The 16,852-nt window shown below is 59.4% G+C and carries 13 protein-coding genes; all 13 read left to right on the top strand.

Annotation, left to right across the window (positions count from 1 at the left end; all coding sequences use genetic code 11):
- Window positions 1-22 precede the first annotated feature (22 nt).
- Window positions 23-1,933 (top strand): peptidoglycan D,D-transpeptidase FtsI family protein, encoded by a 1,911-nt coding sequence (locus tag HMPREF2878_RS02155; RefSeq protein WP_048731186.1) that lies wholly within the window; start codon window positions 23-25, stop codon window positions 1,931-1,933.
- 138 nt (window positions 1,934-2,071) lie between these two features.
- Window positions 2,072-3,646, top strand: coding sequence for a UDP-N-acetylmuramoyl-L-alanyl-D-glutamate--2,6-diaminopimelate ligase (locus HMPREF2878_RS02160; protein WP_070652760.1), 1,575 nt, complete (start codon window positions 2,072-2,074; stop codon window positions 3,644-3,646).
- Between the two features lie 132 nt (window positions 3,647-3,778).
- A complete protein-coding gene (gene murF / locus HMPREF2878_RS02165; protein WP_070652761.1) occupies window positions 3,779-5,305 on the top strand; it encodes a UDP-N-acetylmuramoyl-tripeptide--D-alanyl-D-alanine ligase in 1,527 nt (508 codons plus the stop codon).
- Complete coding sequence (mraY, locus tag HMPREF2878_RS02170) at window positions 5,306-6,412, top strand: phospho-N-acetylmuramoyl-pentapeptide-transferase (protein WP_016423002.1); 1,107 nt, start codon at window positions 5,306-5,308, stop codon at window positions 6,410-6,412.
- On the top strand, window positions 6,409-7,887 hold the full coding sequence (murD, locus tag HMPREF2878_RS02175; protein WP_070652762.1) for a UDP-N-acetylmuramoyl-L-alanine--D-glutamate ligase: 1,479 nt from the start codon (window positions 6,409-6,411) through the stop codon (window positions 7,885-7,887). The genes mraY and murD overlap by 4 nt, the downstream gene beginning before the upstream one ends.
- Window positions 7,880-9,688, top strand: coding sequence for a peptidoglycan glycosyltransferase FtsW (locus HMPREF2878_RS02180; protein ID WP_070652763.1), 1,809 nt, complete (start codon window positions 7,880-7,882; stop codon window positions 9,686-9,688). Before murD ends, HMPREF2878_RS02180 begins: the two co-directional genes overlap by 8 nt.
- A gap of 4 nt (window positions 9,689-9,692) precedes the next feature.
- The gene (gene murG, locus HMPREF2878_RS02185) at window positions 9,693-10,865 is read left to right on the top strand and encodes an undecaprenyldiphospho-muramoylpentapeptide beta-N-acetylglucosaminyltransferase (RefSeq protein WP_070652764.1); all 1,173 of its coding nucleotides are present in this window, start codon (window positions 9,693-9,695) and stop codon (window positions 10,863-10,865) included.
- Between the two features lie 13 nt (window positions 10,866-10,878).
- Window positions 10,879-12,372 (top strand): UDP-N-acetylmuramate--L-alanine ligase, encoded by a 1,494-nt coding sequence (gene murC / locus HMPREF2878_RS02190; protein ID WP_069359187.1) that lies wholly within the window; start codon window positions 10,879-10,881, stop codon window positions 12,370-12,372.
- Between the two features lie 4 nt (window positions 12,373-12,376).
- Window positions 12,377-13,153: a cell division protein FtsQ/DivIB gene (locus HMPREF2878_RS02195; protein ID WP_049192950.1), complete on the top strand. Its 777-nt coding sequence runs from the start codon at window positions 12,377-12,379 to the stop codon at window positions 13,151-13,153.
- Between the two features lie 268 nt (window positions 13,154-13,421).
- Window positions 13,422-14,741, top strand: coding sequence for a cell division protein FtsZ (ftsZ, locus tag HMPREF2878_RS02200; RefSeq protein WP_070429551.1), 1,320 nt, complete (start codon window positions 13,422-13,424; stop codon window positions 14,739-14,741).
- 6 nt (window positions 14,742-14,747) lie between these two features.
- Window positions 14,748-15,470, top strand: a complete 723-nt coding sequence (gene pgeF / locus HMPREF2878_RS02205; RefSeq protein WP_070652765.1) for a peptidoglycan editing factor PgeF — start codon at window positions 14,748-14,750, stop codon at window positions 15,468-15,470.
- Window positions 15,471-15,592: 122 nt separating this feature from the next.
- A complete protein-coding gene (gene sepF / locus HMPREF2878_RS02210; protein ID WP_048731168.1) occupies window positions 15,593-16,114 on the top strand; it encodes a cell division protein SepF in 522 nt (173 codons plus the stop codon).
- A 63-nt stretch (window positions 16,115-16,177) separates the two neighbouring features.
- A complete protein-coding gene (locus HMPREF2878_RS02215) occupies window positions 16,178-16,477 on the top strand; it encodes a YggT family protein (protein WP_048731166.1) in 300 nt (99 codons plus the stop codon).
- Window positions 16,478-16,852 lie beyond the last annotated feature (375 nt).

Below are 16,852 nucleotides of genomic sequence, written 5' to 3' on the forward strand. Positions count from 1 at the left end.
AAGCGTGCCCCCGCGCGAAAAAATGCGCATTAGTAATAAGGACTTCATCCGACGTCGCAACTGGCTGCAGTTTATAGGCGCTATCGCAGTTGTAGTGCTGGTCTCCCGTTTGGCTTGGGTGCAGCTCGTCGCAGGTCCTGACCTGTCGGCGGCGGCGCAGAATCAGCGCACGGTGGAAGTTGTTGATGCAGCTCGGCGCGGTGCGATTCTCGATCGTAACGGAGCTCAGCTTGCCTTCACTATGGAGGCACGCAGTATTACCGTTCACCCGAACACTTTGCGCAAGTGGATTGGGGACGCCCATAAGCAGCGCCCGGATGATGTCGCTACCTACGATGAACGCCTCGAGCAGATCGCCAAGGATTTGCCGAAGCTACTCGACGTGGCCGACATCGACGCGGAGAAGTCGGGAAGCAGTCGCCGTCGTCAAGCGGAACCCGAAACCGAGGAGAACTCGGTGATGAGCGCGCCGTCCCGGGTGAGCTCGAAGGACATTCTGGAGAAGCTGCGCAATGAGGACAGCACCTATGAGGTGCTCGTGCGTAATGTCGACCCGGACAAGGCCGCTGCCATCGTGGAAAAGTATCCGGAACTGGTGGCGGAGCGTCAGGATATTCGCCAGTACCCGAATGGGGCGACGGCGGCTAACGTCATCGGCAAGATTGGCATGGATGGCGTCGGCCAGTTCGGCTTTGAAGCCTCTCGTGATGCCACTTTGCAGGGTATTAACGGTGGCAAGACCATTGATATCGCCTCTAACGGTGTGGCAATCCCGGGATCCACGCGCGATGTCCACGCAGCTGTGGACGGTACGACTTACGAGCTGACCCTGGACCTCGACATGCAGTACTTTGTCCAGCAGCAGGTCAACCAGGCGAAGGCCAACTCGGGAGCGAAGGATGCGTCGGCAGTCGTGCTCGACGCGAAGACCGGCGAAGTGCTTGCAATGGCGCAGGCGGACACGGCTAACCCGAATAAGGATATGGGGGCCGAGCTCGAAGAGGGGCGCACTATCGGAAACTCCGCTGTATCGAACCCATTTGAGCCGGGCTCTGTAGCAAAGATTATTACCGCAGCGGCCGCTATCGAAGACGGCAAGACCACACCGGATGAGGTTCTGCAGGTTCCGGGCACGATTGATATGGCGGGTGTCACCGTGCGCGATGCATGGGAGCACGGCACGGAAGCTTTCACGACGACCGGTGTATTCGGCAAGTCCTCCAATGTCGGCACCCTAATGCTGGCAGAGCGTTTGGGTCAGGACCGCTTCGCTGAGATGCTGCATCTCTTCGGGCTGGGGCAGTCCACGGGTATCGAGTTGCCCAGTGAATCGTCCGGCTTTGTGCCACAGCGTCCGCAGTGGTCCGGCGGTACATTTGCGAACCTGCCCATTGGTCAGGGTATGGCCATGACACTGCTGCAGATGACAGGAGTTTTCCAGGCAATCGCCAACGATGGCGAGCGCATCCCGCCGCGTATGATTCGTTCGACAATTTCCCCGGACGGCACGAAGACGGCAACAGAGCGCCCGGAAACAGTGCGTGTGGTTAGCCCGGAGACCGCCCAAACTGTGCGCGCTATGTTTGAAGGCGTTATGCAGTCTGATCCCACGGGGCAGCAGTCGGGTACCGCGGCCGGCAATAGTATTGAGGGATACTCGCTCACAGGCAAGACAGGTACGGCGCAGAAGTTTGACCCCGACACCGGCGCGTACTCGAATTCCAAGTACCACATCACGTTTGCAGGCATCGCGCCTGCCGACGATCCCCGTTTTGTCATTGGCATTATGCTTGACGAACCCCAGCGTGGTGTCCATGGTGACGGCGGTCAGTCAGCAGCCCCACTGTTTAAGGACATCGCCGCTTGGGCGCTTAACCGCTACAACGTACCGCCGTCGCCACCCCGCGAGGGCAAGTTGTTGCTGCAGCCGTAACGAGGTCACCACCACAATGAAGTTACCGCGACAGCACTAATACACAGACTTTTATTACTTTGGTTTCTGCAAAGTGAATCTCTTGAATTTTTCCAACCTGTTGTACACCAACGACTGACTTGAAAGAGGGAACAGCCAATGACCGCCACCCTTGCGAAATTGTGTAACCTCGCGCATGGCCGACTTGACGGCATTACCGAATCCGCGGCGGCAGGAGCGGATATCGCCGCAATCGAACTCAACGCTGCCGAAGTGCCTGAAGGCGGAATGTTTGCTGCCGTCCCAGGTACTCGCACGCATGGTGCGCGCTACGCGCAGCAGTCGGCTGCTACAGCGATCCTGACTGATGAGGAAGGTCTGAAAATCCTGCGGGAAGCAGGGGAGACTCGACCAGTCCTGGTTGTCGACGATGTCCGGGCCGTCATGGGGCACGTTGCTGCAGAAATCTACGATCATCCCTCGGATTCACTGACCATCATTGGGGTTACCGGCACCTCTGGCAAGACCACCACGACCTACATGCTGGAGGGCGCGCTGCTGGCAGCTGGATGCTCGACAGGCATCATTGGTACTACCGGCACGCGCATCAATGGCCGTGCCGTTCCGTCGAGCCTGACTACCCCAGAGGCTCCAGCCCTCCAGCGCCTGTTCCACCAGATGCTCTCCGAGGGTGTGACGCACGTTGTCATGGAGGTTTCTTCCCACGCACTGTCGTTGGGACGTGTAGACGGAGTCAGTTTCGACGTCGGCTGTTTCCTCAACCTCTCGCAGGATCACCTGGACTTCCACAAGACCTTGGAAGAGTATTTCCAAGCCAAGGCCAAGCTCTTTGATCCTGAAGGTCCGACACATGCACCGAAGGCTGTCGTGTGCATCGACGACGACTGGGGTGTCCGCATGGCAGATATCGCTGCCGGCGACCCGGATGTCCAAGTCACCACTGTCCATACTCAGCATCGCGTAACCGACAAGACGCCAGCTGCCGAGGTCTTTGCAGAATGGCACGCCGCTGCAGCCACTGTCGCCACTAACGGTGTCCAGCATGTGGAGCTAACGCGAAACAACACTGACACAGTTGAGGTGGAAGTTCCTCTGCCGGGTGCTTTCAACGTTGCCAATGCCGCAGTCGCATGGGCTGTGCTCGATGCGATTGGGCATGCCAATGACGCGGCCAAGAGCGGCCTGGCGCAGGTGCGTGTGCCAGGCCGCATGGAGCGCATCGACCGCGGACAGGACTTCCTGGCTGTGGTGGACTATGCCCACAAGCCAGCCGCAGTAGCTGAGGTGTTGGCCACATTGCGCGCACAGACCGAAGGTCGCGTGCTGGTTGTCGTCGGCGCCGGTGGCGACCGCGATAGTGCCAAGCGTCCAATTATGGGAGCTGAGGCTGCATGCGGTGCCGATGTCGTCATCATCACCGATGACAACCCACGCTCCGAGGTGCCCTCTGAAATCCGTGCGGACGTGGTCGCCGGTGCGAAGGAAGCCGTTGCCAGCGGCAAGGCCAGTTCTGACACGGTTGTTGAGGAAATCGGCGATCGCGGCCAGGCAATTCGCCGTGTCGTCGAGCTCGCCCACAGCGGTGACAGCATCGTGGTGGCTGGCAAGGGACACGAAACCGGCCAGGATATCGGTGGCGTGATTCACCCGTTCGATGACCGTGAACAGCTGGCCGAAGCACTCACACAGCGACTGGAGGGATCCGCTGATTGAGATTGCTGAAATCGCTGAGGAAGCGCACCACCTGACATGCCTACCGCGAACCATTCGCGGTAAGCGAATAAAATCAAGAAATCATCCTTTACTAAGCGCCTGGAACTCTAACCAACAAGGACTATAGACATCATGATTGCCCTGACCGCCGCGGAAATCGCTCACATCGTGGGAGGTGAACTCGCCCACGTCAATGATGACGCCACAGTGACTCAGCCCGCAGAATTCGACTCCCGAAAGATTCGCGAAGGCTCGCTCTTCCTCGCCCTGCCGGGCGCGCGTGTCGACGGCCACGACTTCATCGATCAGGCTGTAGCAGCTGGAGCGCCGATGGCACTGGCGGCACGAGATGTTGGGCAACCTGCGGTCGTCGTCAAGCCCCTTGGTAAGCAGGACTCCAATGCCGACGCATTTGCACACGATCCGGATGGTTCCGGGGCGGCGGTGCTGGAAGCGCTTGGTAAGTTGGCGCGTTACGTCGTCGACGAGCTGAAGAAGGATCAGCTGCATGTCGTCGGTGTGACGGGTTCGGCGGGAAAGACGTCGACGAAGGACATGATGGCGACGCTGCTGCGTACCGACGGTCCGACGGTGGCGCCGAAGGGGTCGTTTAATAACGAAATTGGGCATCCGTACACGGTGCTGCAGTGCACTCCGGAGACGAAGTACCTGGTTGCGGAGATGAGCGCACGCGGAATTGGGCATGTGGCCCACCTGGCGCGCATCGCGCCACCGACGATCGGTGCGGTGCTCAATGTTGGCACGGCGCACCTTGGTGAGTTTGGCTCGCGCGAGGCAATCGCGCAGGCTAAGGGCGAGCTCGTGGAAGCGCTGCCGGCTGCGGAGCAGGGCGGTGTGGCCGTACTCAATGCCGACGATGACTACGTCACTGGCATGGCTCCGCGTACCCAGGCGAAGGTGGTGTTCTTCTCTGCCGATGAGAACTCCGAACGCCACGCAACCGCGGATTACCGCGCCACGAATGTGCATCTCGATGATTTTGCTCGTGCATCTTTTGACCTGCATGTACCGGATGGGCGTACATTCCCGATCCAACTGCAGGTCTATGGTGCGCACCAAGTGGCCAATGCCCTGGCGGCGATTGCGGTGGCAGTGGAGTCCGGTATTGATGCTGAGCAGGTCGCAAAGGCGATGGCTGCGCATGTGGCAGCGTCAGAGCGGCGCATGGATGTCCAGCAGCTCACTGGCAATATCGTCGTAATTAACGACTCCTATAATGCCAACCCTGATTCGATGCGTGCGGGGATTGACGCTCTGGCACGTACAGCAGCTGGCCCAACGCACCAGGACGCCTCATCGTGGGCCGTGCTGGGACAGATGGGTGAGCTTGGTGATTCCGCTGAAGATGAGCACTCGTCGCTTGGCGAGTACCTTGTGGGCCGCGGCATCGATCGACTAATTGCAGTCGGAGAGAGTTCTAATGTGCATGCCCTGGCCGACAAAGCGGAAGAGTTGGGGTTAAATACTTCTAGGGTGCCGGATACATCCACTGCCGCGGATTTGGTGGCGGCCGAGGTGCGTCCGGACGATGTGGTGTTAGTCAAGGCCTCCTATGCGGACGGTATGTGGCGGGTCGCGGACTCGCTGGCTGCCAAGGTTGGGACTACGCCCGAAGGTGAAAGCGGAGAGGAAAAGTAAGTGATTCAACTTATTCTCAGTGGTGCGATTGCATTCCTGGTGAGTGTCTTTTTAACACCAGTGCTTATTCGCAAATTCTCTGCTGAAGGTCTTGGCCAGGAGATTCGTGAAGAAGGGCCGAAGAGCCACCTGCGCAAGCGGGGAACTCCGACTATGGGCGGCATCGCCATCATCGCCGCAATCGTCGCTGGCTATTTCCTCTCACACCTCGTTACGTATATCCAGACTGGCGTGGGGCCGTCCGCCTCCGGTCTGTTGGTGATGTTCCTTGTTCTGGCGATGGGCGCATTGGGTTTTGCCGATGACTTCATCAAACTCTACAAAGGACGCAACCTGGGGCTGAACAAGACAGCGAAGCTGGTTGGGCAGCTGGCGGCAGCACTGATTTTCGGCGTGCTGCTGCTGCAGTTCCCGGATGCGTCTGGCTTGACTCCCGGTTCGACGAGCTTGTCGCTGATTCGAGATATTCCGTTCCTGAATCTGGCACCGGGGCCTGTGTGGTTCGGCATGATTGTCTTCCTGGTATTTGTCTTCATCGTCATTGCCGCATGGACGAATGCCGTCAATCTCACTGATGGCCTTGACGGCCTGGCCGCTGGCGCCACCGCGCTGCTACTGGCCACCTACACGCTGATTTCCTTCTGGCAGTTCCGTAACTCTTGCGAGGCTTCGCTGGGCAGCGGTTGCTACAACGTCCGCGATCCGCTGGATATCGCCGTTATTTCCGTCGCGGGTCTGGGCGCCTGTTTGGGCTTCCTGTGGTGGAATGCAGCGCCGGCAAAGATCTTCATGGGAGATACCGGTTCGCTGGCTCTTGGCGGTTTGGTAGCGGGTCTGTCATTTGTCACCAAGACTGAGCTGCTGATGGTTATCATTGGCTTCATCTTCGTGATGGAAGTTGCTTCCGTGGCAATCCAGATCGCGGTTTTCCAGACGACTGGCAAGCGCGTATTCCGCATGGCTCCTCTCCATCACCACTTCGAAAACGGAGGTTGGGCGGAGACAACTGTTGTCGTTCGCTTCTGGCTACTCGCAGGCATTTTCAACATGATTGGCGCAGCCATCTTCTACAGTGACTGGCTCTCTCAGGTAGGCGTATTTCAATGATTAACTCACCAGACCCGACCAACCTCACCGATATCCGAAATCTCGACTTAGTCGCTACGGTGCGCTCTGGTCGAGTTCTGGTGGCAGGAGCCGGAGTTTCCGGTCGCGGTGCCATTGCGATGCTCAAGGACATCGGCTGTCCGGAAGTTGTCGTCGTGGACGACTCCGCGCTCGGCGCACTGGTTGCCGCCGACTTTTCGGTTCGGCACGTCACAACCGCAGACGCTCGCGACGAGCTTGCCGACGCGGTTGCGATCGTGACCTCCCCGGGGTGGCGTCCGACCAGTCCGCTGTTCGACGCCGCCGCTGAGGCCGGTGTCCCGGTATTCGGTGATGTGGCGCTGGCTTTCGCCGGCGACTGTGCCCAGCTGTGGGGTCCGAAACGGACCTGGCTGGTAGTCACCGGCACTAACGGCAAGACCACAACCACCTCCATGCTGGCCGCCATGCTCGGGGAGCAGGGCGCAGCTGTGGGCAACATTGGTGTGGCCCTGTACGACGCACTGACTGCTGAGCCTCGTATCGAGGTGTTGGCCGCAGAGCTGTCCAGCTTCCAGCTGCACTGGGCTCCAAACATTCGCCCAGATGCGGGAGTACTGCTGAACCTGGCGGAAGACCACATCGACTGGCACGGTTCTTACGAAAACTACGGTCTGGACAAGACCCGTGCGCTGCGCGGTACTGTCGCAATCTACGGTGCGGATGACGCAGATGTCGTCGAGCACGTGGAAAAGATGCTGAAAAACGACGAGCTCGGCAACTCCGTCGTGGGCTTTACCGATGGTCCCCCGGAGGCACACCAGGTCGGAGTTCGCGACGGCATGATTGTCGACCGTGCTTTTGGCGGCGGCGATGCCGCAGCTGACGACTCTGGTCCGGGCATTGTCATCGCACCGGTAGCGGGAATTTCTCCTCCCGGCCGGGCAGGTGTTCTCGACGCGGTGGCCGCCACTGCGATGGCGCGCAGTATCGGTACCTCACCGGAGCAAATTGCAGCGGAATTGGAGACTTTCGAAGTTCGCGCACACCGCGGTCAGATTGTCCATAAGGCAAATGATGTCGTGTGGATTGATGACTCCAAGGCCACCAACCCCCACGCTGCCGACGCTGCACTGTCCGGTCATGAGCGTGTCGTTTGGATCGTCGGTGGTCAGCTCAAGGGCGCGGAAATCTCGCCGCTAGTGGCGAAGCATGCTCATCGCCTGCAGGCCGCCGTGGTTCTGGGCGTCGATAGGCAACTAGTCAGCGATGCGCTCTCCCGCATCGCACCTGCTGTGCCGGTCGTTGTCATTGATGACACTGACAAGGTCGATGCCATGGCAAAGGTCTGTATGGCAGCTAGTGAATATGCCAACCCTGGGGATGTGGTGCTGTTGGCACCAGCTGCCGCCAGCTTGGACATGTACTCCGGAATGGCTGAACGTGGCGACTTGTTCGCGCAATGGGCGCAGAAGGTGACGTCAACTGATGGATAACTCCCGCAAGGCTCGTAATTTAAGCGCTAGTGCCGCGACGGCACAAAAGGGGACGAAGGCTACCAGTTCACAGCGGCCCTCGTCGTCTAGCTCTAGTGCTCGAGAGCGGCCGGCGTGGGTGGAGCGTTTTAACGACTGGAAGTCGCGTCCGCTGTTCGACTACCACCTGCTGATGATTATCGTCGCGCTGCTGACGTCAATCGGACTGGTGATGGTGCTGTCGGCATCCATGGCCAGCGCGGGTAACGACTCGGGCAGCGTGTGGTCGGTGTTCATCCGTCAGCTGGTCATGGTGGTGGCGGGTCTTATCTCCATGTGGATTGTGCTGCGAATGCGGGTGGAATTGATTCGCTCGCTATCGACAGCAGCGCTGATTTTGTCCTTTGTGCTGCTGGTTTTGGTGATTATCCCTGGTATCGGCATCGGCCTGGAGGAAACCGGTGCGCGTTCGTGGCTGAGTATTGGTGGTATCACCATGCAGCCATCAGAAATCGCGAAGATCGCGCTGGCACTGTGGGGTTCGAAGCTGCTGGCTGAAAAGGTCCGCACTGCTGTGTCCTATACCGATTTGTTCGGGCTGTTCGGTGCGGTCAGCTTCGTGGTATTGGCACTGGTGATGCTGCAGCGTGACCTCGGCATGGTTGCTTCCATGGCGTTCGTCGTGGTGGCGTTGGCGTGGTTTGCTGGCCTGCCGCGAGTATTCATCACCGGGCTGCTTGCCGCTGCGGCTTTCGCCCTGGTGATTTTTACCGTCACCGCGGGTTTCCGTTCGGCGCGAATCAGGGTCTACTTGGACTCGCTGCTCGGTAGCTTCAACGATGTGCAGGGAGATGCCTATCAGTCCTACCAAGGCTTTCTTTCGCTTGCCGACGGATCTCTCACCGGTGTCGGTCTTGGTCAGTCGAGCGCGAAGTGGGGATACCTACCGGAGGCGAAGAATGACTTCATTTTCGCCATTATCGGTGAGGAGACTGGTTTCCTCGGCGCGCTGATGGTTATTTTGCTCTACGCAGCGCTCGGCTGGGTGGGACTTCGTATCGCCGGTCGCCAGAACGATCCGTTTCTCCGTTTGCTCGCGGGCACGATTACTGCTGCAACCGTGGTGCAGGCTTTTATCAACATCGGCTACGTCGTCGGTGCGTTGCCAGTGACTGGTCTGCAGCTGCCGCTGATTTCCGCCGGTGGTACATCGGCGATGGTGACGTTGTTCTCGATGGGGCTGCTGGCCACATGTGCCCGCCACGAATCGGAAGCAGTCTCTGCAATGCAGACTTCGGGACGTCCGGGGCTGGACAGGTTCCTGGGTATACCGGAGCCAATCCCGTATGACGAATCGCGTCGCCACGCGCCGAAGGTGCGTGCCCATCGCGATCCGCAACGCTTCGGTCCTCCCGTGGTGACCAGTGGAGCGCGTACTCCACGCGGCGAGGGGGCGCAGGTGCGGGAAACCTACAGTGGCCGAGCTGACCGACCCAATCGGCCCGGCCGTAGTGGAGGCAGCCGCAGTGGTCGAGGTGCCGCCCCGCAGCGTGGCTCCCGAACCTCCGGCAGCTCCGGAAACTCGGGCAGCGTTCGTGGCCGCGAAGTGGATTATTCCCCTCGCAGTGACAACGGACGGACGCGGGGATTTACAGCGAGGTCGCCGCGGGCTGGACGGTCACAGGGCTCCTGGTCGTCGTCAAGCTCAGGCCGGGGCAGTAGGATTCGGGGCGAAGGCCGTGGCGGACAGTCGCGTTCGCGCCAGCGCCCGGGCCGAAACAATAGGAACGGCGGTTCAGCACCGCGGAGGAGGAATCGATAACACCATGGCAGACAAGAATCTGGGCGCAGCCGCTGGGGCGAAAGGCGCTTCGGAGTCTGAGCAGTTTCTCAAGGAAGATGGCTCTGCTCCGACCATTGTGGTGGCCGGCGGTGGTACGGCTGGCCATATCGAACCTGCACTGGCAGTAGCGGATGCGATTTTGAAACTGCAGCCGGATGCCCGCGTCATTGCACTCGGTACGAATCGGGGGTTGGAGTCGACCCTCGTACCGGCGCGAGGCTATGACCTGGAGCTGATTCCGCCAGTGCCGGTGCCGCGCAAGCCGACTGCGGATTTGTTCAAGCTGCCTCTCAACGTCGCTCGTGCGGTGCGTGAGACCCGCAAGGTTTTCAAGCGCATTGACGCTGATGCGGTCATCGGCTTTGGTGGCTACGTATCGGCACCGGCCTACATGGCGTGCCGTGCGGGGAAGAAGATTCCGTTCCTGGTTCACGAGGCCAACGCCCGTGCGGGCCTGGCCAATAAGCTCGGTGTCGCACTCGGGGGCGTCGGCTTGGCCGCCGTGACTGGCTCTGGTCTGAAGGCCGAGGTCGTTGGCAATCCCGTGCGTGCCAGTCTCGCGGCGTTGGACCGCGACGCCAAGCGTGCCGAAGCCCGCGAGTTCTTCGGTTTACCGCAGGAGGGACCGGTGCTCTTTGTCACCGGTGGTTCGCAGGGGGCACGTTCCATCAACGAAGCTGTTACCGGTGCAGCCGCAGAGCTCGCCAACGCCGGTGTATCTGTACTGCATGCCTACGGCAAGAAGAATCACGTCGAGGTCGAGTCCATCCGCGAGGACGCCCCCTATGTCGCTGTGCCGTACATCGACCGGATGGATTTGGCGTACTCCGCCGCTGACCTGATTTTGTGCCGTTCCGGTGCGATGACGGTGGCTGAAGTCTCAGCTGTCGGCTTGCCTGCGGTGTATGTACCGCTGCCACACGGAAATGGGGAACAGGCGCTCAACGCCACCGATGTCATCGATGCTGGTGGCGGTATTCTCATCGCCGACGAGTCGCTGACTGCGGCATCAGTTTCGGATATCGTGATTCCGCTGGTCACGTCCCCAGAAAAGCTTGCCGACGGGCGCCGCGCCCTGGCCAACATTGGACATGGTAACGCTGCGGAGAACATTGCCCGTCGGGTGCTTTCTGCGGCTGTGAACCCTAAGAAGTAAAGCGAGCATAAACATGAACGTTAATTTCGATGACTTTCAGCCGGTAACGGGAGAGCTGCCCGCAAGTGTCCACATGATTGGCATTGGCGGTGCCGGTATGTCCGGTATCGCTCGCATCCTGTTGGCTCGTGGCATTCGTGTTACCGGTTCCGATGTCAAGGAGTCCCGCGCGGTGGTGGGACTGCGTGCGATGGGAGCCACCATCGCCATTGGCCATGACCGTACGAATCTTGAGCTTGCTGGCGAGGGAGAGCTGCCGGACGCAGTGGTCATTTCCTTCGCTGCTATCCCGAAGACGAATCCGGAGCTGGCCGGTGCACATGAGCTGGACATTCCGGTGCTCAAGCGCTCCGATGTGTTAGCGCTGTTGATGCAGGATTCCAAGGCTCTCCTGATCGCCGGTACTCACGGCAAAACCTCGACTACATCGATGACCGTCGCCGCTTTGCAGGCAGCTGGTTTGGATCCGTCTTTTGCCGTTGGCGGTCTGATGAGCAAGGCCGGCGTCAATGCTCACCAGGGCAGTGGTGACGTTTTTGTTGCTGAGGCCGATGAGTCGGATGCCTCGCTGTTGACCTACCAGCCGGAAGTGGCCGTAATTACCAACATCGAGCCCGATCACCTTGACTTTTTCGGTGACGACGAGACCTACTACGCCGTCTTTGACGCTTTTGCAGAGCGCATTAAGGATGGCGGTCATCTGGTCATCTGTGCTGAGGATCCGCATGCGGCCGCATTGGGCGAGCGCGCGGTGGAGCGCGGCATTAACGTGCTGGCTTATGGTGGGGAAGAAGCCTTGGCTAAACACCCGACGCTGCCGGTCGGTGCCGTTTTGCACGGCTGGACTCCCGTCGGTGGTGGCGCCCGCGTGGAGGCCACTGTTGGCTCGACATCGGTGAGGTTTGAACTGCATCAGCCCGGCCGTCACATGGCGCTCAACGCGCTGGCTGCAATGGTCGGTGGCGACTGCGTCGGGGCAGATTTGGGGCGTATGGCGCGCGGTCTCGGTGAATTCACCGGTGTCCGTCGCCGCTTTGACTACCACGGCAGTATCGGCGAGGGGCCATTTGTTGGCGCTCGTATCTACGACGACTACGCGCATCACCCGACCGAGGTCTCCGCAGTTCTGGGCGCAGCTCGGGAGTTGGTCACCGAGGCCGGTCGTGGCAAGGTCATCGCTGTGTTCCAGCCTCACTTGTACTCGCGTACTCGCAACTTTGCCGACGAGTTCGCTGCCGCCCTGTCTCTGGCGGACAAGGCCGTATTGCTCGATGTCTTCGGCGCCCGCGAGGAGCCACTGCCGGGCGTCGACGGCGCGCTCATTGCCAACAAAATGACCATCCCTGTGACGTATGAGCCGCATTTCACCAGCGTCCCGGCTCGCGTTCGCGAAATCGCCGAACCGCACGATGTCATTCTGACCATCGGCGCTGGCTCTGTGACGATGCTTGCCGACGAAATCGTGCGCGAGCTCAGCGGAGACAACGACGAACAGGTGGAGTCGTAGCACTGTGAAAACCAGCCGAAAGCAATCTCAGCAGACCGACGGTGCAGACCGGGGCACAACAGCGTCGCGGCGTCGGCGTTCAGCGCGCGCCCCGCGACGCGGCTGGCTCATCGGCGGTGGCCTGGTCGCGATTATCGCCATCGTTGCAGCGGTGGTGTGGTTTTCGCCGTGGCTGGTTGTGAAAAACATCGATGTTGAAGGCGTCGTCCACGGGGATAAAGACGCGATTGTCGAGGCCAGTGGTATCTCCGAGAATCAAAAGCTCATTCGCTTGGACACGGATGCCTCAGCGCGCTCCGTGGCGGGGCAGCCGTGGGTCGATAGCGTGACTGTCAGTCGTTCGTGGCCGCAGGGCGTGACTATTTCGGTACGGGAATTCACCCCGGTGGTGTTTGTCCGTGCCACTGACGGAGAGCATCTGTTTTCCGCAAATGGTCAGGAGTTCGTCACGGCAGCCCCGCCGGCGGGTGTCATCGAGGTTGTTGATGCACCTCGTGTGGATGAGCCAACAGACGGCAAAGTTGACCCCGAACCGCGCGTTATCAAGGCGGTTTTGAACGTCGTCAAGGCGTTGCCAGAGCCCGTTGCACACCGTGTGGAGCGGATTAGCGCTCCTTCCGAGGCAGAGATCAAGCTATTTCTGACCGATGGATACGAGGTGTACTTCGGGTCCTCGGATAATGCGGCAGAAAAGGCACGCGCGACGGAGATTGTGCTGAACCGTGGCGAGAAGATTTGGAATGTCTCCAACCCCCGACTACCCGCTGCTAAGGGAGAGTAGAGAATGGTGGTGTCTGGAGTGATTTCTGTGGCTAAACACTATCCCTCAAGTGCAGGTTTAAGGTAGCGACACGCGCTAAAAGGTCGCTGAATTATTTGCAGTTTTCGACCACAATGGGGTCAACAGCTTTTCGGCCATGATGCACTTCTTCCGTGCGGTGTCATGGAGAGCTGTACTGCCCGGCGGTGCCAATGCTGTCGTGCGGCCCATGTGCAACGTGGCTAGATGAAATTATTTAGGACCTATAGGAAAGGGCGAGAAACGCGCAATGACCTCCCCGAATAACTACCTCGCCGTTATCAAAGTCGTCGGTGTCGGCGGCGGTGGCGTCAATGCTGTCAACCGCATGATCGAGGAGGGGCTGAAGGGTGTCGAATTTATCGCAGTCAACACCGACTCGCAGGCCCTGATGTTCTCCGACGCTGATGTCAAGCTCGACATTGGGCGTGAGGCAACTCGTGGTCTGGGAGCTGGCGCTAACCCCGAGGTTGGCCGCACTTCCGCGGAAGACCACAAGGACGAGATTGAAGAGACCCTCAAGGGCGCCGACATGGTCTTCGTTACCGCAGGTGAGGGAGGTGGAACCGGTACCGGTGCAGCTCCGGTTGTCGCGAGCATCGCCAAGAAGTCCGGTGCCCTGACCGTCGGCGTGGTAACCAAGCCGTTCGACTTCGAGGGCAAGCGCCGTGCACGCCAGGCCGCCGAGGGCATTGAAACCCTCAAGGAGGTCTGTGACACCCTTATCACCATTCCGAACCAGCGTCTGCTGCAGATTGGTGAGCAGGATCTGTCCATGATGGACGCGTTCCGCTTCGCCGACGAGATTCTTTACAACGGTGTCCAGGGTATTACTGACCTGATTACCATTCCGGGCATGATTAACGTCGACTTCGCCGACGTCCGCTCGGTAATGGCTGAGGCTGGCTCGGCTCTGATGGGCGTTGGCTCCGCGCGCGGCGACGACCGTGTGATGAACGCCGCTACTCAGGCCATTAACTCCCCGCTGCTGGAGTCCACCATGGATGGTGCACAGGGTGTGCTTATTTCCGTCGCCGGTGGCTCCGACCTCGGCTTGATGGAGGTCAACGCCGCCGCGTCCATCGTGGAAGAAAAGGCTGATCCGGATGCCAACATCATCTTCGGTACCATCATCGACGACAACCTCGGTGACGAAGTTCGCGTCACTGTGATTGCTACCGGTTTTGAGCAGGGTAACGGCAACCCGCTGGACAAGCCAGCCGCAGGTGCCGCTGCACGTCCGGCTGCACAGGATGCCGAGGCGCGTCCGGCCGCTGAGCAGGCACCGCGACAGGGCAGCGCACTGCCGGGCGGTGACAACCTCGGCGCTCCGGCCCCGCGTGCGGAGGAAGAGCGCCCGGTCGCACAGCCGCGCGAGCGTGAGGATCGCGACCGCTTTGTCCCGCGCACCAACCCGAACAGCGGTGGTCTGTTCACCGACAACCCGACACCGCGTACGCAGGAAAACCGCAACTACCGTGGTGCTCACCGTTACGAGGATCGCGATGACCGCGACGACCGTCGTGGCGGTTACCAGGCTTCCAGCGACCTGCCGGAGTGGGGCTTCTAAGAAATCATGACTGAATCCCGCCGCAGCCGAAAAATTCTGACGAATCGGCGCGGCGGGTTTTCGCTGCCACCATATGATTCCTTCAATCTTGGAGATCATGTCGGCGATGACCCGTCCGCAGTCGAACGCAACCGCCAGCGCTTGGCCGATTCTCTGGGAATCGACCGTGCCCGCTTCGTCTATATGGAGCAGCTTCACACCAACACGGTCACCGTCGTCAACGAACCACAAACTGAGCCTGTCCCGGCTACCGACGCCATCGTCACGACCACGCCGGGTCTCGCGCTGGTAGTACTCGTTGCCGATTGCGTTCCCGTCTTGCTTTCCGACGATCATGCGGGTGTCGCCGCTGCGGTACACGCAGGGCGGACCGGCGCCCGCAACGGAATCGTTCGTAAATCTGTCGAGAAGATGATTGAGCTCGGTGCCACGCCCGAGAATATCCATGCGCTTCTCGGTGCGGCAGCTTCTGGCCACAATTACGAGGTGCCTGAGTCGATGGCCGATGACGTCGATAAGCATTTACCCGGAGCGAAGACGCGAACGAAGCAGGGGACTGCCGGTGTCGACGTGCGCGCCGGCCTGATGCGTCAGCTCTATGACCTCGGTGTACGGCATGTCAATGTCGAGCCCAGCTGCACTATTGAAAATGAGCAGTACTTTTCCTACCGGCGGGAGGGGAAGACTGGCCGTCAGGCGGGCATCGTAATCCTGCCCGAGCAGGGCTAAGTTTCAAAGTTGTAATTTTGGCGCGCCAAATTTGCGCGTGTCTATGCGATATTGCTGACCCAGCCGGTAGGTTGTGGGTAGCACAGACTTAAATTCGCACACTAAGAAGGACGTAGCAGAAGATGGCTGATTTCTTCCGTGGGGTTTCAAATTTCTTCGGTCTTACCCCGACTGATGACGCGGCTTACGACGAGCACTACGACGAGTTTGACCGCCGTGACGAGGAGCGTTTTGATGACTCCTATGCCGACTCGCGTCGTGCGGAGCGCCACCGCTACGAGCTGCGCGAAGAGGCTCCACGTGAGACTGCAAGTGTGAACTCCCGCGAGGAGGACTACCGCTACGGCAACCTGCACTCCGTTGCTGAGACCAAGGAACCGGAGCAGGTCTTCATCAAGCCGGAAAGTGGTTTCCAGGACAAGTACTCCAAGGCTCCGGACATCGGTTCGCACTTCCGCGACGGTGACATTGTCACCTTCGATCTGAGTGAGCTTGACCCATCTGAGGCTAAGCGCTATGTCGACTTCGTTGCTGGACTGGTTTTCGGTCTGCGCGGTCGAATCAAGGCTGACGGCTCCGTGTTCACCCTGTACCCGCATGGCTGCGATGTCAACGAGGGCCAGTTCGACCGGATGTCTGGCTAGTCAGCCGGCTCGCATGGCCTGTTAGTGTTTCGTATTTCGATTAATTAGCTAGACTGTTTATTCGTGTCTTCACTACTGCTAGTTCTGCTAATCCTGCTGAAGCTTTTCACCTATCTGCTGTTGGCTCGCATTGTGATTGAAATGATTCAGTCATTTTCTCGCTCTTGGCGACCAGGCAGGGTGTTTTCGTCGATTGGCGAAGTTGTTTTTGTCATTACCGACCCGCCGGTGAAGCTGTTGCGCCGACTCATCCCGCCTATGCCGATGGGCAACGTGATGGTGGACATGTCTGTGCTTGTTTTGTTCTTCATCCTTATGATTCTGCGAATGGTGCTGCAGGTAGCTCTCGGCGCGGTGGCGTAAATATCGCTAACTGTTTGCTTGGGATCCACAATGTGGATTTCGGTGGAGCTGTGTTGTTTTGACTGTCCCGAATGCGATGTTCTCGGGCATTGAATTGCCGCCGGGGGTGTTAATCGGGGGCAACAATAGGAACCCGTTGGGGATTGTAATCCCCAATGGGTTTTTATTGTGTCGGGGGTAAAGTTCTGTGGCTAAAGGTGCAGGGTAAGGGCGAGGTTTAACGTTTTACTAGAACTTTGCCATTGGTTAGAACGTGGGGGATAGAGTCCTGCCCAAAATAAATGGGGTGAGGACTGTGACTAGAGCAGGTAGGATTGGCCGGGTAAACAGTACTACTGGAAATAATTCTCTTAAGATTTCTTAAGAACTGTCCGC

Origin of the sequence: Corynebacterium sp. HMSC065H09, from assembly GCF_001812845.1 — a bacterium.
In the GTDB taxonomy this organism is placed as follows: Bacteria; Actinomycetota; Actinomycetes; order Mycobacteriales; family Mycobacteriaceae; genus Corynebacterium; species Corynebacterium jeikeium_D.

Coding starts and splice junctions, on each gene's coding strand:
- HMPREF2878_RS02155 (WP_048731186.1), top strand. CDS start 23: ATGCGCATTAGTAATAAGGACTTCATCCGACGTCGCAACTGGCTGCAG.
- HMPREF2878_RS02160 (WP_070652760.1), top strand. CDS start 2,072: ATGACCGCCACCCTTGCGAAATTGTGTAACCTCGCGCATGGCCGACTT.
- murF (WP_070652761.1), top strand. CDS start 3,779: ATGATTGCCCTGACCGCCGCGGAAATCGCTCACATCGTGGGAGGTGAA.
- murD (WP_070652762.1), top strand. CDS start 6,409: ATGATTAACTCACCAGACCCGACCAACCTCACCGATATCCGAAATCTC.
- HMPREF2878_RS02180 (WP_070652763.1), top strand. CDS start 7,880: ATGGATAACTCCCGCAAGGCTCGTAATTTAAGCGCTAGTGCCGCGACG.
- murG (WP_070652764.1), top strand. CDS start 9,693: ATGGCAGACAAGAATCTGGGCGCAGCCGCTGGGGCGAAAGGCGCTTCG.
- murC (WP_069359187.1), top strand. CDS start 10,879: ATGAACGTTAATTTCGATGACTTTCAGCCGGTAACGGGAGAGCTGCCC.
- ftsZ (WP_070429551.1), top strand. CDS start 13,422: ATGACCTCCCCGAATAACTACCTCGCCGTTATCAAAGTCGTCGGTGTC.
- pgeF (WP_070652765.1), top strand. CDS start 14,748: ATGACTGAATCCCGCCGCAGCCGAAAAATTCTGACGAATCGGCGCGGC.
- sepF (WP_048731168.1), top strand. CDS start 15,593: ATGGCTGATTTCTTCCGTGGGGTTTCAAATTTCTTCGGTCTTACCCCG.